The following is a 24,635-nucleotide window of genomic DNA, read 5'->3' on the forward strand; positions in this document are numbered from 1 at the left end:
TATGGATATGCACACTGTGGTGGTGGGGACGTCCGGTGTCACCGCGTCCGACGTTCTCGCCGTGGCGCGCGGCGGCGCCCGGATCGAGCTGTCGGCGGAGGCGGTCGCGGCGCTCGCGGCGGCCCGGGAGATCGTGGACGCGCTCGCGGCCAAGCCGGACCCGGTCTACGGCGTCAGCACCGGCTTCGGCGCCCTGGCGACCCGGCACATCAGCCAGGAGCTGCGGGCCCAGCTGCAGCGCAACATCGTCCGCTCCCACGCGGCCGGCATGGGACCGCGGGTCGAGCGCGAGGTCGTACGGGCCCTGATGTTCCTGCGGCTGAAGACCGTCTGCTCCGGACACACCGGTGTGCGTCCCGAGGTCGCCCGGACCATGGCCGACGTGCTGAACGCCGGCATCACCCCGGTCGTGCACGAGTACGGCTCCCTCGGCTGCTCCGGCGACCTGGCCCCGCTCTCCCACTGCGCCCTCACCCTGATGGGCGAAGGAGAGGCGGAGGGCCCCGACGGCAGCGTCCGGCCCGCCGGTGAGCTGCTCGCCGAGCACGGGATCGCGCCCGTCGAACTGCGCGAGAAGGAGGGGCTCGCGCTCCTCAACGGCACCGACGGCATGCTCGGCATGCTGGTCATGGCCCTCGCCGACCTCGACATGCTCTACAAGTCCGCCGACGTCACCGCCGCGTTGAGCCTCGAAGGGCTGCTCGGCACCGACAAGGTGCTCGCGCCCGAGCTGCACGCGATCCGGCCGCACCCCGGGCAGGGCGACAGCGCCGCCAACATGCTCGCCGTGCTCAAGGGGTCCCAGCTCACCGGGCACCACCAGGACGACGCGCCGCGCGTCCAGGACGCGTACTCCGTGCGGTGTGCTCCGCAGGTCGCCGGGGCGGGCCGGGACACCCTCGCGCACGCCCGCCTGGTCGCCGAGCGGGAGCTGGCCTCCGCGGTCGACAACCCCGTTGTCCTGCCCGACGGTCGGGTCGAGTCCAACGGCAACTTCCACGGGGCGCCGGTCGCCTATGTCCTCGACTTCCTCGCCATCGCCGCCGCCGACCTCGGGTCCATCGCCGAGCGGCGGACCGACCGGCTGCTGGACAAGAACCGCAGCCACGGGCTGCCGCCGTTCCTCGCGGACGACGCGGGCGTCGACTCCGGGCTGATGATCGCCCAGTACACGCAGGCGGCGCTGGTGAGCGAGCTGAAGCGGCTTGCCGTTCCGGCGTCGGCCGACTCGATTCCCTCCTCGGCGATGCAGGAGGACCACGTGTCCATGGGATGGTCGGCCGCGCGCAAGTTGCGGACGGCCGTGGGCAATCTGGCGCGGATCATCGCCGTCGAGCTGTACGCGGCCACGCGGGCGATCGAGCTGAGGGAGGGGCTGACGCCGGCGCCGGCGTCCCGGGCCGTGATCGAGGCGGCGCGCTCCGCGGGGGTGCGGGGGGCTGGGCCGGACCGGTACCTGGCGCCGGACCTTGCTGCGGCGGAGGAGTTTGTGAGGGGCGGGGGCCTCGTCGCTGCGGTGGAGACGGTGACCGGGCCGTTGCGGTAGTTCGTCGGGTGCGGGTGTGCGGGGGCTGGTCGCGCAGTTCCCCGCGCCCCTGACGGGGCGCTCAGCCCAGCTTCGCCGACTGGGCCTTGATCACCGGCACCGGCACCGTGTACGTCTTCCCCGCCATCATCGCCCCGATGTTCATCGTGAAGTACGTCGCGACCGTGTTGCCGTGCCGGACCACCTCCGCGTGCAGCGGGGCCTTGTCGCCGTCCATGTCCGTGATCGCCGTGAAGGCGACCGACTCGTCGCCCGTGACCGACGGCTTCACCGCCGTCACCTTCGTGACCTTCTGCTGGTCGCCGGACGCGCCGCCCGTGAAACCGGTCGTGCAGGACCTGATCGCCGTCGAGACGGCCTTCAGCGCCCGTTCCGCACCCTCGCCGTCGTACGAGGACAGGTCCAGGGACGTGACGTCCAGGTCCATCGACTCCTTGAGCGCGCTCTCGAACTTGCCGTCGGCCAGGTCGTCGAGGGAGGTCGCGCCGTCGGTCGGGTCCTTCTTGTCCTCCGTGACCGTGCGGCCGATCTCCGTCGCCGCGTCGGCCGGTGCGAGACCGGTGAGGACGTAGGCCAGCGGACGGCACTTCTCGTCACTGGACCTGATCTTGCTCCGGGTCGGCGCGGCCGTACCGATCGCGTTGACCTTGTAGCCGTCCACCTCGCCCTGCGCGAGGATCCGCGTCCTCAACTCCGCGGTGCTCAGCGCCCGCACCGGGGGCGAGGAGGCCGTGTCCTTCGAAGTCCCGCCGGAGCAGCCCGTCATGAGGGCGAGGGACAGCGCGCCGCCTGCCGCGAGGGCGACCGTGCGCGCGCCCTGTGATCTCTTCATGAGAGGACTGTGAGTCCCCGGTCAAAGAATGGTCAAGTCGTTTAGAACTCAAGGCGTTCGCGGCGTACCGAATAGACCACGAAGCCCGCGCCGACGGCGAGGAAGAGGGTGCCGCCGACGACGTACGGCGTGGTGTCCGGGCTGCCGGTGTCGGCGAGCCTGGTGGCGTCCCCGGTCGCCTCGGACGTGGCCTCGGACAGTGCCCTGGCCTGCTGGGTGACCCGTGTCGCCGTACTCTCCGACGTGCCGGTTCTCGCCGTGGCGTCCTGTGACGCGTGGGCGGACGGAACGAACCACAGTGCGCACAGGAGCGTGCCTGCGGCGGTGGCGGTCAGCAACGGGCGGCGAGCGGATGACACGGAATATCGATCCCCCTTGTGACGCTGGCGAATTGGCCGTGTGGGCCGATGTTAGTGAAAATCGCGGGTCACGGGAAAGTTACGGGAGGTTTCGGCCGTACGCTCCGGGCATGAGCACTCCAGAGACATCACGTTTTGTACGGCTTCGGGTGGAGCTGGTCGTCGAAATCGAGGACGGCGACGCGGTCACCAAGGCCGCGCTGCGCCGGATCGCCGACGACCCCGAGCTGCCCGGCGAGGAGCGGGCGCACGCCGAGGCGGCTGTGACGGAAGACACCGCCGAGGCCCTCGCCTATCTCGTCGACCCGTTCGACCTGGTCAGTGAGGTGCCCGGGATCGAACTCCAGCAGGCCTCCTGGTCCAGCGAGCGGATCTCCTACGATCCGGATTCGCCGGACTGGGATCTCGACGAGGATGATGGCGAGGACGACGACGAAGAGGGCGGCATCGGCTGAGCTTCCCGGGGAACCTGTGACCCCGGACGGCAACCGCCGTCCGGGGTTTCGTCGTCTCAGGGGGCGCACGGACCGACCCCTCCCGCACCAGCCGCCCCGGCGGACGTGGTGTGCCCCACACCTACGGGGAATGTGGAACGGGACGAAGCGGCCGTAGCGTTGAAGGTTCTTGACGGGGACTCTCGGTGTGTTCGCGGACTCGGCAGCGATGGAGAAACGTGTGATGACGGACAGTAAGCGGCGCAAGGGCCTGATGGCCGCGTCCGCACTGCTCGGCGGTGTACTGGTGCTCACGGCGTGTTCCGGCGGCGACGACAAGTCGTCCTCCGGCAGCGGTGACAGCTCGCAGTCCCAGGCGGACGCCGCCGCGGCCAAGAAGTCGTCCCAGGCCGACATCACCATCACGCCCAAGGACGGCTCCGACGGCGCGTCGATCAACAACTCGGCCGCCGTCACCGTCAGCAAGGGCACCCTCACCGGCGTGACCATGACCACCGCGGCGGGTACCGCGGTCGCCGGCACCCTGTCCGCCGACAAGACGAGCTGGAAGCCCAACGCCCAGCTGGAGCGGTCCACCACCTACAAGGTCGCCGCCGAGGCCAAGGACTCCGCCGGCCTGGCCGCGCACGAGAACGCCACCTTCACCACGGTCTCCCCGGCCAACAGCTTCATAGGCACCTTCACCCCCGAGGACGGCTCGACCGTCGGCGTCGGCATGCCCGTGTCGATCAACTTCGACAAGCAGATCACCAACAAGGCCGCCGTCCAGAAGGGCGTCACGGTCACCACCAGCAGCGGCCAGGAGGTCGTCTGCCACTGGTTCTCCACCCAGCGCATGGACTGCCGTCCCGAGACCTACTGGAAGGAGAACTCCACCGTCACGCTGAAGCTCGCGCTCGACGGTGTCGAGGGCGCCTCCGGGGTCTACGGCGTCCAGCAGAAGACGGTCACCTTCCACATCGGGCGCAACCAGATCTCCTACGTCGACGCCAAGACCAAGGAGATGAAGGTCACCGAGGACGGCAAGACCATCAAGACCATACCGATCTCGGCCGGTTCGCCGGAGCACACGACGTACGAAGGCATCATGGTGATGTCCGAGAAGTACAAGCAGACGCGCATGAACGGCACGACCGTCGGCTTCACCGACAACGACGGCAAGGCCGAGTACGACATCAAGGACGTGCCGCACGCCATCCGCCTCACCAACTCCGGCACCTTCCTGCACGGCAACTACTGGGGCGCCAAGTCCGTCTTCGGCTCCGTGAACACCAGCCACGGCTGCGTGGGCCTGTCCGACACCAAGGGCGCCAACGACACCACCACGCCCGCCTACTGGATGTACACGCACTCGATCGTCGGTGACGTCGTGGTCGTCTCCAACACCGGCGACAAGACCGTGTCCCCCGACAACGGCCTCAACGGCTGGAACATGAACTGGACCGCCTGGAAGGCCGGTTCGGCCGTCTGACGCACAGCCACTCCACAGCTCGACGGTGCCGCCCCCAGGGGCGGCACCGGCATTTCTGGGGTCCGCCACAGCCTTCTCATGCATCTCTTATTTAGGCCTTATCGAGCCATCACGGTGCGTCCCTACCTTGCGGTCATGTTCTTCACCTACCTGAGGCGCGAACTGCGCCGCCGCAGAAAGGCGGCACTCGTCGTCGCCTCCGGCCTCGCGCTGGGCATCGCGCTGGTCATCGTGGTCAACTCCGTGTCCTCCGGCATGGGGAAGGCACAGGACAAGGTCCTCCAGTCGCTGTACGGCCTGGGTACGGACATGACGGTCACCAAGGCCGCGTCGGCGACCACGAGCAACGCCCAGCGGCCGCGCTTCAACTTCGACGCGCAGAACAACGGCTCGTCGAAGACGCAGAGCAGCGACCGCGTCATGGTGCAGGGTTTCACCACCCTCGCCTCCTCGACCGTCACCAAGGTCTCCGACCAGAAGGGCGTCTCGACCGCGATCGGCGGTCTGAGCCTCAACGTCGTGAAGATCAGCGGCCAGTTCACCCGGGGTCAGTTCCAGCAGAACCAGAACTCCGGCGGCAACGCCGAGGGCGGCCGGAGCGGCAACGGCGGCGGAACCGGCCAGCCGCAGGGCCAGGTCCAGGGCGGTGGCGCCAACTTCGACGTCAACTCGTACACGGTATTCGGCACCGACGTCAGCAACGCCGACCTCGGCCCGCTGACCTCCTCGAAGATCACCAGCGGCCGTACCTTCAGGACGAGCGAGACCGACGCCAAGGTCGTCGTCGCCGACTCGGCCTACGCCAAGACGAAGAAGTACAAGGTCGGCTCCACGGTCACCATCAAGAGCGTCAAGTTCACGGTGATCGGCATCGCCACCGCCAACTCCGGTGACTCGGCGGCCAATCTGTACATCCCGCTGAAGCAGGCGCAGACGCTGGCCAGCGAGAAGAACAAGGTCACCACGATCTACGTCAAGGCCACCGACTCGAAGCAGATCGACTCCGTCAAGAGCACGATCCAGAAGAACGTCTCGGGTACGACGGTCACGACCTCCGCCGACCTCGCCAAGACCGTCTCCGGCTCCCTCTCCACGGCGTCCTCCCTCGCCACCAACGTCGGCAAGTGGCTGTCCATCGCGGTGCTCGTGGCCGCGTTCCTGGTCGCCGGTCTGCTCACCTCCTCGGCGGTCTCCCGCCGCGTCCGCGAGTTCGGCACGCTGAAGGCGCTGGGCTGGAAGTCCGGCCGGGTCACCCGGCAGGTCATCGGCGAGGCCATGGTCAACGGCCTGGTCGGCGGCGCGCTCGGTATCGCGCTCGGTCTGGCGGGCGCGTACGTCGTCACCGAGATCAGCCCCACCCTCCAGGCGTCCCTGGGCAGCAGCAGCAGCGGCGGCGGCAACACGGGTGGTCCCGGCGGCGGTGGCGGCTTCGGCGGTGGCGGCGGCGGTGGCTTCGGCCCCGGCCGGCAGACCGCGAAGACCCTGGAGGTCGCCCTGACCGCCCCGGTCAGCGTGACGACGATCGTCCTCGCCGTGGGCCTGGCGGTGGCCGGCGGCCTGATCGCGGGCGCGTTCGGCGGCTGGCGCGCGTCGCGACTGCGGCCGGCGGATGCGTTGCGGCGAGTGGAGTAGCGAGTAGCGGTTCGTTCTGCCGCGCCGGTGAGGGCAACCCCCTGGGGGCGCGGGGAACTGCGCGACCAGCCCCCCACCGGCCGGCGGCCGACAACGCACCGCACCACCCCATAACCCTCCAGGAGCCACCATGTACGAACTCAGAAACGTCACCAAGGTCTACACCCGGGGCAAGGACACGATCCGCGCCCTCGACGGCATCGATCTCACCATCGCCGACGGCGACCGTCTGGTCATCCAGGGCCCCACCGGCGGCGGCAAGTCCACCCTCCTGCAGATGCTGGGAGGACTGGACCGCCCGTCCTCCGGCGAAGTCGTCCTCGACGGGACCGACCTGGCCAAGCTCTCCGAGGGGAAGCTCACCACGGTCCGCAGCGAGAGCATCGGCTTCGTCTTCCAGTCCTTCAACCTGATCCCGACGCTCACCGCCCAGGAGAACGTCGAGACCGCCCTCGTCCCCCTCGGCGTCAAGACGAAGGAACGCCGTGAACGCGCCGCCGAGGCGCTGACGTCGGTCGGTCTCGGCGAGCGCCTCGGCCACCTGCCCGGCGAGATGTCCGGCGGCCAGCAGCAGCGCGTCGCCATCGCCCGGGCCCTGGTCAAGCAGCCCAAGGTGCTGCTCGCCGACGAGCCCACCGGCAACCTCGACGAGGGCATGCGGGACGAGATCATGGAGGTACTGGAGCGCATGTGGAAGGAGCACGGGCTGACCTTCATCATGGTCACCCACGACTCCGCGATCGCGAAGAAGGCCCCGCGCCTCGCGACCATCCGCAAGGGCAAGATCACCGTCAAGGAGAACGCGGGCGCATGACGCATAACACCGAACCACCTCGCGCGACCGCGCGGTTGTGTAACGGTGTCTGCCCCGGCGCGTAACATTTCTCCTGCACTTCTCTTACCGGTCTCTCATCTCTTGAGCCCGCTGATCACCCCCCGGCATACTCCGTATTCCGGGGGGTTGACGTATGTGCGTACGGGACTTCCCCCGGCCGGGTGAACGGGGATTCGCCCGGCTCACCGTCTCCAGGGGGAGTCTTGCGCAGACAAGTGAAGAGAGCTGCCGCGGCCACGGTGGCCACGGCAGCGGCCGTCGCCCTCGCCGCGGGTATGACCAGCCCCGCGTCGGCGAAGCCGGAGGCAGGCACCGTCTCGGCCGCGGCGGCGGCCCGCGCCTCGATCACCGCCAAGCACCATGTCACCCTGATCACCGGTGACCGGGTCGCCCTCGACGCCAAGGGCCGCGTCGTCGGCCTGGAGCGGGCCAAGGGGCGCGAGCACATACCCGTCCGGATCAGCAAGGTCGACGGGCACACCCTCGTCGTCCCCGGCGACGCCGTGCAGCTGGTGGCCTCCGGGAAGCTGGACCAACGGCTGTTCGACGTCACCGAGTTGAACACGGCCGCGACCCGCAAGGCGCAGCGCAACGGCCTGAAGGTCATCGTCGGCTACAGCGGTGCCGCCACCGCGACCAGGGCCGAGGTCCGCGACGCGGGCACCCTGCGCCACAGCCTCAAGACGCTGAACGCCGACGCCGTGCAGACCCCGGCCAAGGACGCCCCGGAGCTGTGGGACGCGGTCACCGACGGCGACAAGGCCGCCGCCGGCATCGCGCACGTCTGGCTCGACGGCGTCCGCAAGGCCAGCCTCGACAAGTCCGTGCCGCAGATCGGCGCCCCCAAGGCGTGGGCGGCCGGCTACAACGGCAAGGGCGTGAAGATCGCCGTCCTGGACACCGGTGTGGACACCACCCACCCGGACCTCAAGGACCAGGTGATCGCCTCCAAGAACTTCACCTCCGCCGCCGACGCCATGGACCACTTCGGCCACGGCACGCACGTCGCGTCCATCGCGGCCGGCACCGGCGCCAAGTCCCACGGCAAGTACACCGGTGTCGCGCCCGGCGCGAAGATCCTCAACGGCAAGGTCCTGGACGACACCGGCTCCGGTGACGACTCCGGGATCCTCGCCGGCATGGAGTGGGCGGCCGCCGAGGGCGCCTCCGTCGTCAACCTCAGCCTCGGCGGGTACGACTCCCCGGAGATCGACCCGCTCGAGGCCGAGGTCAACAAGCTCTCCCACGACAAGGGCATCCTGTTCGCGATCGCCGCGGGCAACGAGGGCCCCGAGTCGATCGGTTCGCCGGGCAGCGCGGAGGCCGCGCTCACCGTCGGCGCCGTCGACGGCAACGACAAGCTGGCCGACTTCTCCTCCACCGGTCCCGCCGCCGACGGCTCCATCAAGCCGGACGTCACCGCGCCCGGCGTCGACATCACCGCGGCCGCCGCCAAGGGCAGTGTCATCGACCAGGAGGTCGGCGAGAACCCGCCCGGCTACCTGACCATCTCCGGTACCTCGATGGCGACCCCGCATGTCGCGGGCGCCGCCGCGATCCTCAAGCAGGAGCACCCCGACTGGGGTTACGAGGAGCTGAAGGGTGCCCTGACCGGCTCCGCCAAGGGCGGCAACTACTCGGCGTTCCAGCAGGGCGCGGGCCGGATCGCGGTCGACAAGGCCATCAAGCAGACCGTGATCGCCGACCCGGTGTCGGTGAACTTCGGGGTGCAGCAGTGGCCGCACACCGACGACACCCCGGTCACCAAGCAGCTCACCTACCGCAACCTCGGCACGTCCGATGTGACGCTCACGCTGAAGTCGTCCGCCACCGACCCCAAGGGCGCGGCGGCCCCGGCCGGCTTCTTCAAGCTGGGCGCGACCACGGTGACCGTCCCGGCGGGCGGCAAGGCCTCCGTCGACCTCACCGTCGACACCAAGCTGGGCGGCACCCTCGACGGCGCCTACTCGGCGTACGTCACGGCGACCGGCGGCGGCCAGAGCGTCCGCACGGCGGCCGGGGTCCAGCGTGAGGTGCAGTCGTACAGCGTGACCGTCAAGCACATCGGGCGCGACGGCAACCCGACCGGTGTCTACAGCACCGACCTGATGGGCTACTCGGGCCTCGGCAACGGACGCGACATCTTCGTCCCGACCTCCGACTCCGGGACCACCACCATCCGGGTGCCGAAGGGCACGTACCTGCTCGACGCCATGATCGCGAAGGACTTCACCAACTTCGACGACGGTGTCGACTGGCTCGTCCAGCCGAAGCTGAGCGTCACCAAGGACCTCACGATCACCGTCGACGCCCGCACCACCAAGGCGGCCGACATCACCGTGCCGGACGCCCAGGCCACCCCGCACTTCGCGATGGTCGACTACATGTACGACACGGCGGGCATCGGGATCGGGATCGGCTTCGACAGCTTCGCCAAGATCCGTATCGCGCCGCTGGGCGGCGAGGTCACGGACGGTCTGACCCAGACCTGGAGCGGCCAGTTCACCAAGGGCGGCAACGAGGAGTACGACGTCGCCACCAGCGCCCAGGTCAAGAAGCTCCAGGGCGACAAGGTCCGGCACTTCAAGGCCGGTGAGCTCGCCACGGTGAAGAACACCGTCGGGGCCTCCGCGCCGGGCAAGACCGGCGCGGTCAGCCCCTGGGGCATCGTGGGCGACGACATGGCCATGGGCGACGCCGTGGAGCAGAAGCTGCCCGGCACCCGCACCTTCCACGTCTCCACCGTCGACCACGCCAGTTGGGCCTTCGACGCGATTCAGTACTCGGGCCACGACGCCCAGGGGCTGCCGATCGCCGACGCCTTCTACACGCTGGGCGACCCGAAGACCTACAAGGCGGGCCTGACCTACAAGAACACCTTCAACACGGCGGTCTTCGGCCCGCATCTGACCAGCGAGTACGGTCTGTTCCGCGACGGCAACCAGATCTACGGCCTGATCCCGCTGTTCTCCGACAGCGCCAAGCACGCCGGGTCCTCCGACTTCCTGTCGGTGAACACCACCCTGTACCGCAACGGCACCAAGGTGGGCTCCAACAAGGACCCGCTGTTCGGCGAGGGCGTGTTCAACGTGCCGTCCGCCGACGCCGAGTACAAGCTGACCACCTCGGTCATCCGCTCGGTCAAGGTCGCCGCCGCCTCCACCCGGATCGACGCGAGCTGGACCTTCCACTCGAAGAAGTCGGCCAACGGCCTCCCGGCCAAGCTCCCCGCCTCCACCGTCCACTTCGGCGCCACCACCGGCCTGGACAGCCGCGTCGAGGCGGGCAAGACGGTCACCTTCCCGGTCACCGTCGAGGGTGCCGCCGCCGGCAGCAACCTGAAGTCCCTCTCGGTCTACGTGTCGTACGACTACGGCCAGACCTGGAAGAAGCTGACGGTCAGCCACGGCAAGATCACCGTCAAGAACCCGGCCAAGGGCAAGGCCATCTCGTTCCACGCCAAGATCGCCGACAAGAAGGGCAACAAGTCGACGGTCTCGATCTACAACGCGTACTACGCCAAGTGAGACATGGCTGAGTCGTAGCCGCTGAGTGGACCCACAGCGAGCGGCCCGTCGGAAGCGCGGCTTCCGGCGGGCCGTTCCCCATGCCCGGCCGGTTCAGCGCGTGGGGGCGACCCGGGTCGCGTCCGTGCCCCAGCTGGCCAGCAGGCGCAACGCCTCCGCCGACGCCGAGCCCGGCTCCGCGTGGTACGTGACCAGGGCCTGGTCCGCGTCGTCCGGCAGCCGGAACGACTCGTAGCTCAGCGTCAGCTCGCCCACCAGCGGGTGCTGCATCCGCTTCACCCCGTGGGCCTTCTCCTTGACGTCGTGCGTCGCCCACAGCCGCCGGAACTCCTCGCTCTTCACGGAGAGCTCGCCGACCAGCGCGGACAGCCGGGGATCGTCGGGATAGCAGCCCGCGTCCATCCGCAGCTGGCACACGATGTCGATCGCCTTCTGCTCCCACTCCACGAACAGCTCGCGGTAGTCGGGGCGCAGGAACGTCAGCCGCGCCCAGTTGCGCTCCGTGACCGGCAGCTCCGCCCAGTCGCCGAAGACGGCCGCCGCCATCCTGTTCCACGCCAGGATCTCCGAGCGGCGCCCGACGATGTACGCCGGCACGCTCTCCAGCGTGTCCAGGAGCTGCGCCAGCGAGGGCCGCACCTGCTGCGGCCGCGCCGACGCCTTCTTCTTGTGCTGCTTGCCCTTGGCGAGGTGGATGAGGTGCGCGTGCTCGGCGTCGGTGAGCCGGAGCGCCCGGGCGATCGAGTCCAGCACCTCCGCCGACACGTTCCGCCCGTTGCCCTGCTCCAGGCGCGTGTAGTACGCCACCGACACCCCGGCCAGCTGCGCCAGCTCCTCGCGCCTGAGCCCCGGCACCCTGCGGTGCCGCCCGAAGTCGGGCAGCCCCACGTCGGAGGGGAGCAGCCGGGCCCGGCGGGTGCGCAGGAACTCGCTGAGCTCGGCACGCCGGTCCAGGGACGCCGGTTCGGAGGAGGGCAGGGGCTGGTCTTCCATACATCCAGTATTCATGGTCGTACGCACAGGAACCTGACCCCGTCAGTGGTAGGCACAGCGGACGTACGCAGAGGCGGGGGCTGGGTGGCGGACGTAGCGTGGAGGACGCTGGAGGCGTGCCCGGGGAGGAAGAAGACGACCGTGACCGGGCACGAAGACACCCCTAGGAGAACCCCCCTCATGACCACTGTTGCTGCTTACGCCGCGCCCGCCGCGAAGGCCCCGCTGGAGCGGACCACGATCGAGCGGCGCGCGGTCGGCGAGTTCGACGTCCTCATCGACATCCAGTTTGCCGGTATCTGCCACTCCGACATCCACCAGGCCCGCGAGGGCTGGGGTACGGCGATCTTCCCGATGGTGCCCGGTCACGAGATCGCGGGCGTCGTCTCCGAGGTCGGCCCGGGTGTCACCAAGTACGCGGTGGGGGACCGGGTGGGCGTCGGCTGCATGGTCGACTCCTGCCGCGAGTGCGACAACTGCAAGGCCGGTCTGCAGCAGTACTGCACCGGCGGCGGCCCGACCTGGACGTACAACGCCGTCGGCAAGGACGGGCAGCCGACCTACGGCGGCTACGCGCACAAGATCGTCGTCGACGAGAACTACGTCGTCCGCATCCCGGACGGCCTCTCCCTCGACGTGGCCGCCCCGCTTCTGTGCGCCGGCATCACCACGTACTCCCCGCTGAAGCACTGGAACGCCGGCCCCGGCAAGAAGGTGGCCGTGGTCGGGCTCGGCGGCCTGGGCCACATGGGCGTGAAGATCGCGGCGGCGCTCGGCGCCGAGGTCACCGTGCTGTCCCAGTCCCTCCGCAAGAAGGACGACGGGCTGAAGCTGGGCGCCACGCACTACTACGCGACCGGCGACCCGAAGACCTTCGAGGACCTCAAGGGCACGTTCGACATCATCCTCAACACGGTGTCGGCGCCGCTCGACTTCGACGCGTACCTGTCGCTGCTGCGGACCGACGGCGCGATGGTGAACGTCGGCATCCCCGAGGAGCCGGTCCACATCCTGCTCTCCTCCGTCTTCGGCAACCGCCGCAGCCTCAGCAGCTCCGGCATCGGCGGCATCCCGGAGACCCAGGAGATGCTCGACTTCTGCGCCGAGCACAACCTGGGCGCCGAGATCGAACTCATCGACGCCGACCGGATCAACGAGGCGTACGACCGGGTCGTGAACAGCGACGTCCGCTACCGGTTCGTCATCGACACCTCGACGATCTGAGTCAGTTCGGTCTGTCCCGTCTGCCGAGCAGCCGGAGCAGATAGGGGCCGCCGACCAGGGAGGTCAGCGCACCCACCGGGATCTCCAGCGGAGGCACCAGGGTGCGGGCCACCAGGTCGGCGGCCACCAGCACGAGCGCGCCCGTCAACGCCGAGCAGACCAGCGGCAGTTGAGGGGTGCGGGTGAGCCGCCGGGCCAGCTGCGGCGCGGTCAGCGCGACGAACCCGATGGGCCCGGCGGCGCCGGTGGCGGTGGCGGCGAGCACGACACCGAGGACGGTGAGGCCGAGGCGGGTGCGGCCGACGTTCACACCCAGGCCGGCCGCGGTGTCGGGGTCGAGCCCGAGCGGCCGGGCCGCCCGGCCCGCCCACACCAGCCCCGGCAGGGTGAGGACGAGGACGACGGCGAGCGGCCCGGCCTGCTCCCAGCCCCGCCCGTTCAGACTCCCGGTCAACCACAGCTTGACCTGCTCGGCCGCGTCCAGCTCACTGTCGGTGAGATACAGCTGGACGACCGCGGACAGCGCGACGCCGATTCCGACGCCGGTGAGCACGAAGCGGGCGGGCTGCATGCCGTGTCGCCAGGCGAGGGCGTAGACGAGGGCGGCGGCCGCGAGTCCGCCGGCGACGGTCACGGCAGGCATCGCCCCGGGCGCCGCGACGGCCCCCGTGGCCAGCGCGAGCACGGTCGCGGCGGCGGCGCCGTGCCCCACCCCGATGACATCGGGGCTGGCGAGCGGATTCCGGGTGACGGTCTGCACGAGGGCTCCGCCGACGCCGAGAGCCGTGCCGACGAGGGCGCCGAGGACGATCCGGGGGACGCGCAGCGTGTTGACGACCAGGCCGTAGGGGGTGGGGTCGCCGCGGAGGGTGCGCCAGACGCCGACGGGGGAGATGTAGCTCTGCCCGAGGCAGGCGGAGGCGAGCATGGCGGTGGCGAGGAGGGCGAGGAGGGCGAGGGCGACGAGGGCGGAGCGCCGGTGGAGGAGGAACGAGAAACGGGGGTGGGGCCGGAGGACGAACGTCCCTGCCGGCCGGTGGGGGCTGAGCGCGCCCACGCGGCGGTAGCCGCATATCGAATACGGCCCCGCGCCCCTTACGGGGCGCTCCCCACCCCGCGTACGCCTCACGTCACGGCTCCTTTTCTCCGTACCAACCCCACCAGCACCGGCACCCCCACCAGCGCCGTCATCACCCCCGCCGGTACCTCCGCAGGAGCCCGCACCACCCGTCCCAGTACGTCCGCCGCGAGCAGCAGTCCCGCTCCCAGCAGCGCCGACAGCGGCAGCACCCGCCCGTACCCCCCGCCCCTGACCGACCGCCGTGCCAGGTGCGGCACCACCAACCCCACGAACGCGATCGGGCCGGCCGCCGCCACCGCGGACGCGGTCAGCAGGGTCGCGCCGAGCGCCGCACACCCTCGTACGGCATGGACCCGATGGCCGAGCGCGCGAGCCGTCTCGTCCCCCAGGGCCAGCGCGTCCAGCCCCCGCGCACAGGACAGGACCAGCACGGCGCCCACCGCCAGGAACGGCAGCATCCGTACGACCGTCTCCGCGTCCCGCCCGCTGAGCGCCCCCACCTGCCAGAACCGGAACTGGTCGAGGGTGGCCGAGCTGGAGGTGAGGACGACCGTCGTCGCCCCCGCGGTCATCGCGGACAGGGCCGTACCGGCCAGCGCCAGTTTCACCGGGGACGCCCCGCCCCTCCCGCGGGCCGCGATGCCGTAGACCAGGCATGCGGCGAGCACGGCGCCGGTGAAGGCGTACCAGACGTACGCCCCGAAACCGTAGGCGGAGCCGCCGAGGACGACGGCCAGGACCACCCCCGCCGCCGCGCCCTGGCTGAGCCCGAGGATCCCCGGGTCGGCGAGCGGGTTGCGGGTGACCGCCTGGAGCGTGGCGCCCGCGAGGCCGAGCGCGGCGCCCGCGGTGAGGCCGATCTCGGTGCGGGGCAGGCGGAGCGACCGTACGACCAGGGCGTCGGGCGTGGAACCGCCGTGCAGCAGGGCGTCGAACACGGTCGCGGGCGGCACCGCACGGGTGCCGACGGCGAGGCTGAGCAGGGCGACGACCGCCACCGCGAGGGCGGCCGCCGGCCAGACGATGACGCGGCGCACTTACCGGAGGTGCTCGGCGAGCTGTCGTACGACGAGACGCGCGGCCGTGGGACCGGCGTTGAGGTACCAGGGGTCGTCGTCGACCTGGACGGCGTGCCCGGCCCGCACCGCCTTCATCGACTTCCACAGCGGCCCGGCGAGCGTGGTCCCCGCGTCCGTCCGTGCCGCGTCGCCCTGCACCGAGTAGAAGATCCAGTCGGCGTCGGCGACATCGACCTTCTCGGTGCTGATGTCCTGCGAGATGGCGTTGAACCGCTGGGACTCGGGGCGGGAGAGGCCCATGTCGACGGCTATCGAGCCGGTGAAGGAGGACACGCCGAACATCCGGGTGCGGTCGGGGGTGAAGCGGACCATGGACACGGTGGCCGAGCCGTCGAGGGCCGATCCGCTCTTCTTCGCGTTGCCGGCGATGTCGTCGAGCAGGTCCCGTGCCTCCTGGCCCTTGCCGACGGCGTCCCCGACCAGCAGCAGGTCGCGCTTCCAGTTGATGCCCTGGCCGGCGGTGACCACGGTGGGCGCGATCTTCGACAGCTGCGGGTAGAGGTCGCCGAGCGAGTCGTTGACCAGGATCAGGTCGGGCTCGGCGGCGGCCAGGGACTCCAGGTTGGGCGCGGTGCGGGTGCCCGCGTCGGTCATCGCGGCGAGCTTCTTCTTGTCCTGCGGGAAGGCGTCGGCGAGGTAGCCGGGGACCAGTCCGGCGTTCTCGGCGCGGGTGGAGGCGGTGGGGACGATGCCGAGGGTGAGCAGGTCGTCGAGCTGCCCGGTGCTGAGCACGGCGATCCGCTTCGGCTCGGCCTCGATGGTGGTCGTGCCCTCGAAGTGGGTGACCGTGCGCGGGAAGAGGCCGTCGGTGTGGTTGTCGGAGCCCATGCCGTCGGCGAGCGTGCTCGGCGCGGCGGAGGGGCCCGCGGAGGCGCCGGCGACCTGGTTGACGGTGCCGTCGGTGTGCCCGGCACCGTCGTCGTCGCCGGTGGCGGAGGACCCGCAACCGGCCAGTACAGCGCCCATCACGGACACGGCGGACATGGCCATGAAGGCCCTCGACCTCGACGCACGCACGACTGACTCTCCCGATCGATGACTAAGGTAAGGCTTACCTTAACCGGCGTCGGGAGTACGTTGGACAGGAGGAGGTCCCACGATGACCGTGAACCTGAACCACACCATCGTCGCCGCACACGACAAGCACGCCTCGGCAAGGTTCCTCGCCGACATCCTCGGTCTCCAAGTCAGCCCGGACTACGGGCCGTTCGCCCCGGTCGCGCTACCGAACGGCGTCACCCTCGACTACATGGACACCCCCGGGGACATCCCGTCGCAGCACTACGCCTTCCTGGTCTCCGAGGACGACTTCGACGAGATCTTCACCCGCGTCCGGCGGGCCGGCCTCTCCTACTGGGCCGACCCGTCCCACAGCCGTCCCGGCGAGATCAACACCAACGACGGCGGCCGCGGCGCCTACTTCGACGACCCCGACGGCCACCGCCTGGAGATCCTCACCCGGCCCTACGGCAGCGGCGGCTGACCCAGCGGCACGGCCTCACCGGTCGCGTAGGACCGTACGACCGCACCCGCTCCGTCCCCCGACGGCCGTACGACATGCACGCGCCCGCGCCCGCCGACCCGGCCCTCCCCGCCCGCCGCCTCCAGCACGGTGTCCTCGTCGATCGCGACGCCGTACGGCACGGACCCGCGCGCCACGGCCGCGACCAGCCGGCCCAGCGTGCCCCACTGCGCCGCGTGTACGTCCACCGCGAACGGCACGAGCCCGAGACCCGGCCGTACCTCGACCTCCTCGAGGTCCTCGGCCGTGTCCGGCGGGCAGACCGCGACGCCGTCCACCAGCCAGCCCCCGACCACGGCCCGCCGGGCGGCGAGGACGGCGCCCGCGGAGAACCCGGCGTAGGGGATGCCGCGCTCGGCGAGCAGGCCGGGCAGCAGCTCCAGACAGTCCGCGAACGCCGCCTGGTACGCGGGGGTGAGCCCGCCGCACACCAGCACCCCGTCCAGGCCGTCCTTCAGCGGGCCCGGCTCGAACCGCCCGCCGAGCGGTACCGGCAAGGGCACCGGCACGCACTCCCCGGCGGCTCGCAACGCCCCCGCGAACCGCGCGAACTGCTCCTCCCCGTCCCCCTCGTCGACCAGCACACACCCGATACGACCGCCGTCCGCGGCCCGCAGCAGCGGCCCGTAGACCTCGGGCGCCGCCCAGCCCCCGCCGATGAGAAAGACCCCACCGCTCATGCCGTTCCTCCCCCTGTTCATCTGTTCATCTGCCCATCTGCACGCCCGGACCGGTCAGGGGCGCTCGACCGGGAACCGGTACACCCTCGACCGCCGTGCCTGGAAACCGATGCGCTCGTAGAGCCGGTTCGCCGCCTCACGGTCCGGGCGTGAGGTGAGGTCGACGGTGCGGGCACCGGCCTCCGCGGCGATCCGCAGCGCCTCCTGGACGAGCCGGCCCGCGATCCCCCTGCCCCGCGCGTCCCGGTCCACGACCACGTCCTCGATCCGGCCGCGCACCCCGGCCGGCAGGGGCAGCAGCACGAGGGTGAGCGTGCCGACGATCGTGCCCGCCACCCGGGCGACGAGCACCGTGTTCGCCTCGCAGCCGACCATCCGCTCCACCGCCGCGTGGTCGAGCGGCGCGGCCGTCGACGACAGCTGCGGCAGCAGCCGCCCGAAGGCGTCGACGAGTTCGGGACCCACGTCCCCGGCGATCTCCACTTGGACGTCCATGCGGCGAGCCTAGCCCCGGGCCGGACCCCGGATAATGACCTTCTGTTCGAGACGGGCCCCGGTTCCGGGGGCGCGCAGGGGAGGGTGTCGTGGGGAGTACGGAGTCGGTGCACAGCGGCACGTGGCGGCTGAGCGACGAGCGGGGCGGGGCGCTCGCGGGCCGGTGGTGGAAGTGGGCGCTGTCCGCCCCGGACGCGGTCTGCCCCGTACGGGACACGACCGGCGAGCACGCGGACTGGAAACAGCCGGACGACCTCTGGTTCCTCGCCGGTACGTACGGTGGCCGGGTGGTCCGCACCTGTGCCGTGCCCTCGGACCGCCCGCTGTTCTTCCCGGTGCTCAACATGCAGCACACCAGGAAGCACTCGAAGGTCCCCAAGGCACTGGGCGTCAAGCAGGCCACGGCGTTCCTCAACGGTGTCGAGTTGCGGCTGCAGGAGTTCACGGGCCCGTTCCGCACCGGCCTGACCCGTCGCTTCGCCTGGGGGATCTGGGGCGGCATCGCACCGCTGACACCGGGTCAGTACGTCCTGGAGATCAAGGCGCAGGCGATGAGCGACTTCTGGGTCGACACGACGTACCACCTGGAGGCGAAGCCGCGCTGAGCGCCGAAGCCGCTTCGGGTGCCGTTCAGCCGCCGCGTACCCCCTTGAGCCCGTCCTGCGCGGCCATGATCAGCTCGATGCCCCGGTTGTCGGCGGCGGGTTCGCGCATCTGGTTCGTCACGTACGCGATCGCCGTCCGCTCCTCGGGGTCGATCCAGACGAGCGCGCCGCCCCAGCCGCCCCAGCCGAGGGCGTTGCCGAAGAGGCCGTAGCCCAGGCCGTACCGGGCGGGCATGCCCAGGATGCGGTCCTCGCCCTCGAACTGCACCTCCCGCGCCCGCTCGCACCCCGCGGGCGACAGGACCCGCACCCCGCCGACGGTTCCGCCGCAGGCGAGCAGCGACTGCACGAGGGCGACCGAGCGGGCGTTGCCGAAGCCGCTCGCCGCGGGGATCTGCGCACGGCGCCAGGCGAGGCTGTTGCCGTCCCGGACGCGGAGGGCGGTGGCGCTGGTGGGGATCGCGTCGCGCCCCGGCGCGCCGGCCGCGTAGTCCTCGTCCTTGCCGGGCGGCGGCACGGTGCGCGCCACCCGCCGGTCGTGCTCGGCGCCCAGCCCGATGTGGAAGTCCGCGCCGAGCGGCCCGGCCACCTCCGCGGCGAAGAACTCGCCCACGCTCCGCCCGGTGATCCGCCGCACCACCTCGCCCACGAGGAACCCCTGGGTGAGCGAGTGGTAGCCGGCGGCGGTCCCCGGCTCCCACTGCGGAGCCTGGCCGGCGAGCCGGGCCGTGGCGGTCGTCCAGTCGTACACCTCCTCGACCGGCCCCTCCCAGTCGGGCAGCCCGGCGGTGTGCGACAGCAGATGCCGTACGAGCACCTTCTCCTTGCCGGCGGCGGCGAACTCGGGCCAGTACCGGGCGACCTGGGCGTCCGGATCCAGCTCACCCCGGTCCATCAGGACGAGTGCGCACAGCGCGGTCATGGTCTTGGTCACGGAGAACACGTTGACGATCGTGTCCCGCTGCCACGGAACCGTCCGTCCGGGATCGGCGAACCCGCCCCACACGTCCACCACGGCCTCCCCGTCCACGAAGACGGCGACGGCACCTCCCGTGTCCCCCTCGTCGAGCAGACCGGCCAGTGCGGTGGGCACGGCGGTGAACAGTTCGTCGTAAGCGCCATGGATGTCGGCCATACACGGCATTGAGCCGCTCCGGCCGGGCCGGAGGCAACCGAATTTCCCGCGGCCGCGGAGGGCACGGGTCAGGGCGGCGGCAGCGGCTGCTCCGTCCAGACGGTCTTGCCGTCGTGGCTGTAGCGAGTGCCCCACCGCTCGGTGAGCTGCGCGACCAGGAAGAGCCCGCGTCCGCCCTCGTCCGTGCTCAGGGCCCGGCGGAGGTGGGGGGAGGTGTGGCTGGCGTCGGACACCTCGCAGATCAGGCTGTGTGTGCGGATGAGGCGCAGGGTGACGGGGCCGGACGCGTACCGGTAGGCGTTGGTGACGAGTTCGCTGGCGACCAGTTCGGTGGTGAAGGTCAGTTCGGACAGCCCCCATTCGGTCAGTTTCGCCGTGGCCAGCTCCCTGGCCCGGGCGGCGGCGGTCGCTTCCGGGGGCAGCTGCCACGAGGCGACGTTCCGTGGCTGCAGCACCCGGGTACGGGCGATGAGCAGCGCGACGTCGTCGGTGGGCAGGTGGTCCTTGGGCAGCAGCGCCTCGACCACGGTGTGGCAGGTGAGCTCCAGGGGGTCCGAGGAGTGGGCGAGACAGGTGCGCAGGCTCTCCAGCGCGGCGTCGATGTCGCTGCTGCGGGCTTCCAGGAGGCCGTCGGTGTAGAGCGTGAGCAGACTGCCCTCGGGGAGGTCCAGATCGTAGGTCTCGAAGGGCAGTCCGCCCAGGCCGAGCGGTGGACCCGCGGGCAGGTCGAGCACGGTCACCTCGCCGTCCGGGGTGGACACCAGCGGCGCCGGGTGGCCGGCGCGTGCCAGCGAGCAGTGCCGGGAGACCGGATCGTAGACCGCGTAGAGACAGGTGGCCCCGAGCTCCTGTTCGATGGCCGTGCCGTTGTCGGCGCCGTTCGCCTCCAGCTCGGTGGCCAGCAGACTGACCAGATCGTCCAGCCGCGCCACCACCTCGTCCGGTTCCAGGTCGAGACTGGCCAGGGTGCGCGCGGCGGCACGCAGCCGGCCCATCGAGGCCGCGGCGTGGATCCCGTGCCCGACCACGTCCCCGACGACGAGGGCGACCCGGGCCCCCGACAACGGGATCACGTCGAACCAGTCACCGCCGATGCCCGGTTCACCGCTGGCCGGGAGGTACCGGCAGGCCACCTCCACGGCGGGCTGGTCGGACGCCACGCTCGGCAGCAGACTGCGCTGCAGCGTCAGAGCGGCGCTCTGCTGCTGGGTGAAGCGGCGCGCGTTGTCGATGCAGACGGCCGCCCGCGAGGAGAACTCCTGGGCCACCGCGGCGTCGTCGTCCTCGAAGTGCTCCGAATTGCGCGAGCGCCACAGGCTCACCACACCCAGCACCAGGCCGCGCGCGACCAGGGGCACCGCGATCAGCGAGTGGACGCCGAGCCCCAGGGCGATCTCGATCCGCCGCCGGTCCATGGCGTACCACTCGGGGCGCAGGGACAGCAGCCCGTCGAGAATCGGACGGCGCTCGGCCAGGCACCGTGCCTGCGCGGACTCCGGAAGCAGCGGGACCACATCACCGTCCCGGAACGGGACGCGCTGGTCCGGTGGTGAGAAGGCGGCCCGGATCAGCGGACCCGCCGTGGTGGACGTCGGCTCGTCACCGAGCAGCACGGGCTTGAGCAGGTCCACCGAGCAGTAGTCGGCCAGGCCGTCGACGGCCACCTGGGCCAGTTCCCGGGCGGTCTGCGTCACGTCCAGCGAGGTGCCGATCCGGGCGCTCGCCTCGTTCAGCAGGGCGAGCCTGCGCCGTGCCCGGTGGCGGTCGGTCACGTCCTGGATCGTCTCGGCCACGCCCAGAATCCGGCCCGCGGGATCCTCCATCCGGAACGCCGAGACGGACACGATCCGTTCCTGGCCCGGATCGTGGCGGGTCCGGGCGGACTGCTCCGTGAAGATCAACGGCTCGCCGGTCTCCAGGACGTGCCGTACCCGTTCCTCTGCCGGACCGGCGTCCTCGTCGACCATGAACTCGCGGGGGCTACGGCCCACGGGCGCGTCGGCCGGGACGCCGCTCGCCTTGGCGACCGCACGGTTGATCCGGATCACCCTCCGGTCCGGACCGTGGACGACCAGGCCGATCGGGGACCGGTGGTACAGGCCGTCCAGCAGCGCACGGTCCCGCTGCCAGGCGATGACCTCCGCGGCCGGGGCACCCACCAGGACCCACTCCTGACCGCCGCCCTCCCGAGTGACCGCGCGGGCCCGGAACCCCATCTCCAGACGCTGTCCGTCGCGCTGCCGGACGGGCAGGACACCGAACCATCCCCCCGCCTTCACGGCGTCCACGACGACGGACCGCGCGACCGACAGGTCACGGGCGTCGACCAGCAGGTCCTGCCACGCCCGCCCGATCACTTCCTTGGCCGGATAACCGAGCAGCTCCTGCGCACGTGCGCTCCAGCCGACCACGGTGCCCTGCTCGTCGAGCACGGCCGAGGCGCCGTGCCCCAGGGCGAACGGATCCTCGGGACTCTCGCTGAAATGCATCGACGGCGTCCCCATAGCCACCACCTTGCCTCCGTGCCTCCGATGTTCCTCCCCGAGGTCCGCGACCGCGACTACGGCGGGTCTCGGGGAGAGGGCGGTGCCATGGCTGGATGGGGTGGACGCGCCTGGCATGTCCGGCCCGCACGTCGGCCCTCCGGTCCTCGCGCAGCAGTCGGGCGGGCATGGAATCGCCCGGAACCCTCGCGCGTTGAGGGGAGTGGGCATGGGGTGCAGGCGGTGTTCGAGCCGGGCAGCCCGAGCGACCGAGCTGACAGATATTGGAGGGGTCGTAATGGCTGCGCAGATGCAGAGGGCCGTGCTGGCGGGCGGATGCTTCTGGGGGATGGAGGAGCTGATCCGCCGCCTTCCGGGCGTGACGGCGACCCGGGTCGGATACACCGGCGGTGATGTGCCGAACGCGACGTACCGTAACCACGGCACGCACGCGGAGGCCATCGAGATCCTCTTCGACCCTGAGAAGACCGACTACCGCGCGATCCTGGAGTTCTTCTTCCAGATCCACGACCCGAGCACCAGGAACCGCCAGGGCAACGACATCGGCCTCAGCTACCGCTCGGCGATCTACTACGTCGACGACGAGCAGAAGCGGATCGCCGAGGACACGATCGCGGACGTGGACGCCTCCGGGCTCTGGCCGGGCAAGGTCGTCACCGAGGTGGAGCCGGTCGGCCCCTTCTGGGAGGCCGAGCCCGAGCACCAGGACTACCTGCAGCGCTACCCGGACGGGTACACCTGCCACTTCCCGCGCCCCGGCTGGCGACTGCCCACCCGCACGGAGGGCTGACCGCACGGAGGCCTGACCACGCGGAGGGCTGACCGCAGGGCGGCGGACCGCCGACCGGCGGAGACGGAGTGGCGGACCGGCGGAGACCGAGCGGCGGACCCGCAGCGGACGGACGCCGACCGGCAGCGGACGGATGGCGACCGGCCGGCCGGCGGCGGCTCCGCCGGCCCCGGGGGAGTTCGGGACGTGGCGACGGAGCCGACGGTGGTCCCCGGCCGGGGGCGAGCCCACGGAAGTCGGGCTCGCCCCCGGTCCGGCCCGGGCGGCAAGGTCGGCGTGCGGGTCGCCGTGCTCGGCGTCCGAGCTCCGACCCCGCCGGTCCACCCCGCGCCGGTGCCGTCCGTACCGGCTGGGACACTTCCGTCATGGACACCACACCCGAGCAGATAAGCGCCCGGACAGCGGCCGCGTGGACCGTTGCGCTCGCCATCCTCGGAGGAATCACCGGCTATGTGTGGGACGGGCCGTTCCTCGCCGTGACCTGCGCTCTTTCCCTGGCGGGCGGCGGAGTACTGGGCACGCTCCTGTCCCGCCGCCACATGGTCGCGACCATTCGGGAGGGCCAGGGCAAGGCCGCCGCGCTCGGATACGCCGACGGAGTCGCGGACATGATGATGCTCGGGATATCGGCGTACAGGGCCGCGGTCTTCCCCCTGTCCGGCCCCGACGCGGTGGACGCCGCCGAGCGCGTGGCCCGTCGTAAGGCCGCCTACCGCCTCACCGCCGCCGACGGTCTTCCCCATCAGATCCGTGAGGCCGCGGCCGCCGCGCTCGCGGCGATCGACGACCGGCGTGACGACGAGGCCCAGACCGCCATGGCGGACCTCATGAACGCCGTCCAGGAGCAGCGCCGCGGGATGTGACGGCTGGGATGCGACCGACGCGGCTACCGGCCGATCTTGTCCAGCTCGGCGAGATCGTCGCCGGAGAGCGGGAGCCCCGCGCCGGCGACGTTCTCCCGCAGGTGCTCCGCCGACGAGGTGCCAGGAATGAGCAGGATGTTCGGCGACCGCTGCAGCAGCCAGGCCAGCGCGACGGACATCGGTGTCGCGTCCAGCCGGGCGGCGGTGGCCGACAGCGCCGAGGACTGCAGTGGGCTGAAGCCGCCGAGCGGGAAGAAGGGCACGTAGGCGATGCCGTCGGCGGCGAGAGCGTCGATCAGCCCGTCGTCCTGGCGGTACGCGAGGTTGTACATGTTCTGCACGCACACGATCGGCGCGATGGCCCGTGCCTCGGTGACCTGTTCGGCCGTCGCGTTGCTCACGCCGAGGTGGCGGATCAGGCCCTGCCGCTGGAGTTCGACGAGCGTCTCGAACGGCTCGGCGAGCGAACCGGGTTGGGGGCCCTGGGCGTCGCCGAGCCGCAGGTTCACCAGGTCGAGCGCATCGAGGCCGAGGGTCTGGAGGTTCTCGTGGACGGAGCGGCGCAGGGCCTCCGGCTCCCGGGCCGGGGGCCAGCCGCCGTTCTGGTCACGGGTCGCGCCGACCTTGGTGACGATGTGCAGCGATTCGGGGTACGGCTGCAGCGCTTCACGGATCAGCCGGTTGGTGATGTGCGGTCCGTAGGCGCCGCTGGTGTCGATGTGGGTGATCCCGCGCTCGACGACCTCGCGGAGGACGGCGAGCGCGCCGTCGCGGTCGGCGGGCGGCCCCATGACCCCGGTGCCGGCGAGCTGCATGGCGCCGTAGCCGAACCGGGTGACGGTCAGGTCCCCCAGGGTCCAGGTGCCGCCGGGAAGCGAAGCTGAGAGCATCCTCGTACCTCTGTCTTTCGTGTTGAGCCGGGTGGTGGTGCCTGACGGCTCCCTGCATCACTATGGGGAGGTAACTCTCCAGTGGGAAGTAGGCACTTGGGAGTGCGTAACGCACCC

22 protein-coding genes are annotated in these 24,635 nt (G+C 71.0%); 11 read left to right on the forward strand and 11 right to left on the reverse strand.

Annotated features, from left to right (window positions below; genetic code table 11):
- The first annotated feature begins 7 nt into the window (after window positions 1-7).
- Window positions 8-1,546 carry a histidine ammonia-lyase gene (hutH, locus tag AB0D85_RS02610; protein WP_362313465.1) on the forward strand — a complete coding sequence of 513 codons (1,539 nt, stop codon included), beginning with the start codon at window positions 8-10 and terminating at the stop codon, window positions 1,544-1,546.
- Window positions 1,547-1,607: 61 nt separating this feature from the next.
- Here the strand turns inward: hutH and AB0D85_RS02615 are convergent, their stop codons facing one another.
- Entirely contained in the window at window positions 1,608-2,378 is a 771-nt protein-coding gene (locus AB0D85_RS02615; RefSeq protein WP_362312626.1) for a hypothetical protein, read from the reverse strand.
- A 41-nt stretch (window positions 2,379-2,419) separates the two neighbouring features.
- Complete coding sequence (locus tag AB0D85_RS02620; protein ID WP_362312628.1) at window positions 2,420-2,737, reverse strand: LAETG motif-containing sortase-dependent surface protein; 318 nt, start codon at window positions 2,735-2,737, stop codon at window positions 2,420-2,422.
- 110 nt (window positions 2,738-2,847) lie between these two features.
- Between AB0D85_RS02620 and AB0D85_RS02625 the strand changes: the two genes are divergently transcribed.
- The 5 genes from AB0D85_RS02625 to AB0D85_RS02645 all read left to right on the forward strand — a co-directional run bounded on the left by AB0D85_RS02625 (window position 2,848) and on the right by AB0D85_RS02645 (window position 10,657).
- Complete coding sequence (locus tag AB0D85_RS02625) at window positions 2,848-3,192, forward strand: hypothetical protein (RefSeq protein ID WP_362312629.1); 345 nt, start codon at window positions 2,848-2,850, stop codon at window positions 3,190-3,192.
- 208 nt (window positions 3,193-3,400) lie between these two features.
- The gene (locus AB0D85_RS02630) at window positions 3,401-4,663 is read left to right on the forward strand and encodes an Ig-like domain-containing protein (protein WP_362312631.1); all 1,263 of its coding nucleotides are present in this window, start codon (window positions 3,401-3,403) and stop codon (window positions 4,661-4,663) included.
- Between the two features lie 135 nt (window positions 4,664-4,798).
- Window positions 4,799-6,295 carry an ABC transporter permease gene (locus AB0D85_RS02635; protein ID WP_362312633.1) on the forward strand — a complete coding sequence of 499 codons (1,497 nt, stop codon included), beginning with the start codon at window positions 4,799-4,801 and terminating at the stop codon, window positions 6,293-6,295.
- Between the two features lie 130 nt (window positions 6,296-6,425).
- On the forward strand, window positions 6,426-7,109 hold the full coding sequence (locus AB0D85_RS02640) for an ABC transporter ATP-binding protein (RefSeq protein WP_362312635.1): 684 nt from the start codon (window positions 6,426-6,428) through the stop codon (window positions 7,107-7,109).
- Between the two features lie 236 nt (window positions 7,110-7,345).
- On the forward strand, window positions 7,346-10,657 hold the full coding sequence (locus tag AB0D85_RS02645) for a S8 family peptidase (protein WP_362312637.1): 3,312 nt from the start codon (window positions 7,346-7,348) through the stop codon (window positions 10,655-10,657).
- Window positions 10,658-10,750: 93 nt separating this feature from the next.
- Here the strand turns inward: AB0D85_RS02645 and AB0D85_RS02650 are convergent, their stop codons facing one another.
- The gene (locus AB0D85_RS02650; RefSeq protein WP_362312639.1) at window positions 10,751-11,650 is read right to left on the reverse strand and encodes a helix-turn-helix transcriptional regulator; all 900 of its coding nucleotides are present in this window, start codon (window positions 11,648-11,650) and stop codon (window positions 10,751-10,753) included.
- A 180-nt stretch (window positions 11,651-11,830) separates the two neighbouring features.
- On the opposite strand from AB0D85_RS02650, the gene AB0D85_RS02655 reads away from it, so the two are divergent.
- Window positions 11,831-12,874, forward strand: coding sequence for an NAD(P)-dependent alcohol dehydrogenase (locus AB0D85_RS02655; protein ID WP_362312641.1), 1,044 nt, complete (start codon window positions 11,831-11,833; stop codon window positions 12,872-12,874).
- Window position 12,875: 1 nt separating this feature from the next.
- Here AB0D85_RS02655 and AB0D85_RS02660 read toward each other — a convergent pair whose 3' ends face one another.
- From AB0D85_RS02660 to AB0D85_RS02670, 3 genes are all read right to left on the reverse strand, one after another.
- The gene (locus AB0D85_RS02660) at window positions 12,876-13,931 is read right to left on the reverse strand and encodes an iron ABC transporter permease (protein WP_362313468.1); all 1,056 of its coding nucleotides are present in this window, start codon (window positions 13,929-13,931) and stop codon (window positions 12,876-12,878) included.
- A gap of 68 nt (window positions 13,932-13,999) precedes the next feature.
- Complete coding sequence (locus AB0D85_RS02665; RefSeq protein WP_362312643.1) at window positions 14,000-14,992, reverse strand: iron ABC transporter permease; 993 nt, start codon at window positions 14,990-14,992, stop codon at window positions 14,000-14,002.
- On the reverse strand, window positions 14,993-16,018 hold the full coding sequence (locus AB0D85_RS02670; protein ID WP_362313471.1) for an iron-siderophore ABC transporter substrate-binding protein: 1,026 nt from the start codon (window positions 16,016-16,018) through the stop codon (window positions 14,993-14,995).
- 115 nt (window positions 16,019-16,133) lie between these two features.
- Between AB0D85_RS02670 and AB0D85_RS02675 the strand changes: the two genes are divergently transcribed.
- Window positions 16,134-16,517: a VOC family protein gene (locus tag AB0D85_RS02675; protein ID WP_362312645.1), complete on the forward strand. Its 384-nt coding sequence runs from the start codon at window positions 16,134-16,136 to the stop codon at window positions 16,515-16,517.
- Here the strand turns inward: AB0D85_RS02675 and AB0D85_RS02680 are convergent.
- Window positions 16,499-17,236, reverse strand: coding sequence for a hypothetical protein (locus tag AB0D85_RS02680; RefSeq protein ID WP_362312647.1), 738 nt, complete (start codon window positions 17,234-17,236; stop codon window positions 16,499-16,501). The two genes, AB0D85_RS02675 and AB0D85_RS02680, sit on opposite strands and share 19 nt — an antisense overlap.
- A 54-nt stretch (window positions 17,237-17,290) precedes the next feature.
- Window positions 17,291-17,731 carry a GNAT family N-acetyltransferase gene (locus tag AB0D85_RS02685; RefSeq protein WP_362312649.1) on the reverse strand — a complete coding sequence of 147 codons (441 nt, stop codon included), beginning with the start codon at window positions 17,729-17,731 and terminating at the stop codon, window positions 17,291-17,293.
- 89 nt (window positions 17,732-17,820) lie between these two features.
- On the opposite strand from AB0D85_RS02685, the gene AB0D85_RS02690 reads away from it, so the two are divergent.
- Window positions 17,821-18,336 (forward strand): hypothetical protein, encoded by a 516-nt coding sequence (locus AB0D85_RS02690; RefSeq protein ID WP_362312651.1) that lies wholly within the window; start codon window positions 17,821-17,823, stop codon window positions 18,334-18,336.
- A 25-nt stretch (window positions 18,337-18,361) separates the two neighbouring features.
- Here AB0D85_RS02690 and AB0D85_RS02695 read toward each other — a convergent pair whose 3' ends face one another.
- Both AB0D85_RS02695 and AB0D85_RS02700 read right to left on the reverse strand, forming a co-directional pair.
- Window positions 18,362-19,471 carry a serine hydrolase domain-containing protein gene (locus AB0D85_RS02695; protein WP_362312653.1) on the reverse strand — a complete coding sequence of 370 codons (1,110 nt, stop codon included), beginning with the start codon at window positions 19,469-19,471 and terminating at the stop codon, window positions 18,362-18,364.
- A gap of 68 nt (window positions 19,472-19,539) precedes the next feature.
- Complete coding sequence (locus AB0D85_RS02700) at window positions 19,540-21,975, reverse strand: SpoIIE family protein phosphatase (protein ID WP_362312655.1); 2,436 nt, start codon at window positions 21,973-21,975, stop codon at window positions 19,540-19,542.
- Window positions 21,976-22,252: 277 nt separating this feature from the next.
- Here AB0D85_RS02700 and msrA point away from each other — a divergent pair, with 277 nt between their 5' ends.
- Both msrA and AB0D85_RS02710 read left to right on the forward strand, forming a co-directional pair.
- Complete coding sequence (msrA, locus tag AB0D85_RS02705) at window positions 22,253-22,765, forward strand: peptide-methionine (S)-S-oxide reductase MsrA (protein WP_362312657.1); 513 nt, start codon at window positions 22,253-22,255, stop codon at window positions 22,763-22,765.
- Between the two features lie 365 nt (window positions 22,766-23,130).
- A complete protein-coding gene (locus AB0D85_RS02710) occupies window positions 23,131-23,628 on the forward strand; it encodes a hypothetical protein (RefSeq protein WP_362312659.1) in 498 nt (165 codons plus the stop codon).
- Between the two features lie 23 nt (window positions 23,629-23,651).
- Here the strand turns inward: AB0D85_RS02710 and AB0D85_RS02715 are convergent, their stop codons facing one another.
- A complete protein-coding gene (locus tag AB0D85_RS02715; RefSeq protein WP_362312661.1) occupies window positions 23,652-24,518 on the reverse strand; it encodes an aldo/keto reductase family oxidoreductase in 867 nt (288 codons plus the stop codon).
- Between the last annotated feature and the right edge of the window lie 117 nt (window positions 24,519-24,635).

Source organism: Streptomyces sp. NPDC048277 (assembly GCF_040652235.1).
In the GTDB taxonomy this organism is placed as follows: Bacteria; Actinomycetota; Actinomycetes; order Streptomycetales; family Streptomycetaceae; genus Streptomyces.

What these genes read in the sequence shown, in the direction of transcription:
- AB0D85_RS02675 (WP_362312645.1), top strand. Translation starts at nt 16,134, where the DNA reads ATGACCGTGAACCTGAACCACACCATCGTCGCCGCACACGACAAGCAC.
- AB0D85_RS02635 (WP_362312633.1), top strand. Translation starts at nt 4,799, where the DNA reads ATGTTCTTCACCTACCTGAGGCGCGAACTGCGCCGCCGCAGAAAGGCG.
- AB0D85_RS02685 (WP_362312649.1), bottom strand. Translation starts at nt 17,731, where the DNA reads ATGGACGTCCAAGTGGAGATCGCCGGGGACGTGGGTCCCGAACTCGTC.
- AB0D85_RS02680 (WP_362312647.1), bottom strand. Translation starts at nt 17,236, where the DNA reads ATGAGCGGTGGGGTCTTTCTCATCGGCGGGGGCTGGGCGGCGCCCGAG.
- msrA (WP_362312657.1), top strand. Translation starts at nt 22,253, where the DNA reads ATGGCTGCGCAGATGCAGAGGGCCGTGCTGGCGGGCGGATGCTTCTGG.
- AB0D85_RS02670 (WP_362313471.1), bottom strand. Translation starts at nt 16,018, where the DNA reads ATGTCCGCCGTGTCCGTGATGGGCGCTGTACTGGCCGGTTGCGGGTCC.
- hutH (WP_362313465.1), top strand. Translation starts at nt 8, where the DNA reads ATGCACACTGTGGTGGTGGGGACGTCCGGTGTCACCGCGTCCGACGTT.
- AB0D85_RS02715 (WP_362312661.1), bottom strand. Translation starts at nt 24,518, where the DNA reads ATGCTCTCAGCTTCGCTTCCCGGCGGCACCTGGACCCTGGGGGACCTG.
- AB0D85_RS02650 (WP_362312639.1), bottom strand. Translation starts at nt 11,650, where the DNA reads ATGGAAGACCAGCCCCTGCCCTCCTCCGAACCGGCGTCCCTGGACCGG.
- AB0D85_RS02625 (WP_362312629.1), top strand. Translation starts at nt 2,848, where the DNA reads ATGAGCACTCCAGAGACATCACGTTTTGTACGGCTTCGGGTGGAGCTG.
- AB0D85_RS02640 (WP_362312635.1), top strand. Translation starts at nt 6,426, where the DNA reads ATGTACGAACTCAGAAACGTCACCAAGGTCTACACCCGGGGCAAGGAC.
- AB0D85_RS02615 (WP_362312626.1), bottom strand. Translation starts at nt 2,378, where the DNA reads ATGAAGAGATCACAGGGCGCGCGCACGGTCGCCCTCGCGGCAGGCGGC.
- AB0D85_RS02695 (WP_362312653.1), bottom strand. Translation starts at nt 19,471, where the DNA reads ATGGCCGACATCCATGGCGCTTACGACGAACTGTTCACCGCCGTGCCC.
- AB0D85_RS02630 (WP_362312631.1), top strand. Translation starts at nt 3,401, where the DNA reads ATGGAGAAACGTGTGATGACGGACAGTAAGCGGCGCAAGGGCCTGATG.
- AB0D85_RS02710 (WP_362312659.1), top strand. Translation starts at nt 23,131, where the DNA reads ATGGACACCACACCCGAGCAGATAAGCGCCCGGACAGCGGCCGCGTGG.
- AB0D85_RS02700 (WP_362312655.1), bottom strand. Translation starts at nt 21,975, where the DNA reads ATGGGGACGCCGTCGATGCATTTCAGCGAGAGTCCCGAGGATCCGTTC.
- AB0D85_RS02655 (WP_362312641.1), top strand. Translation starts at nt 11,831, where the DNA reads ATGACCACTGTTGCTGCTTACGCCGCGCCCGCCGCGAAGGCCCCGCTG.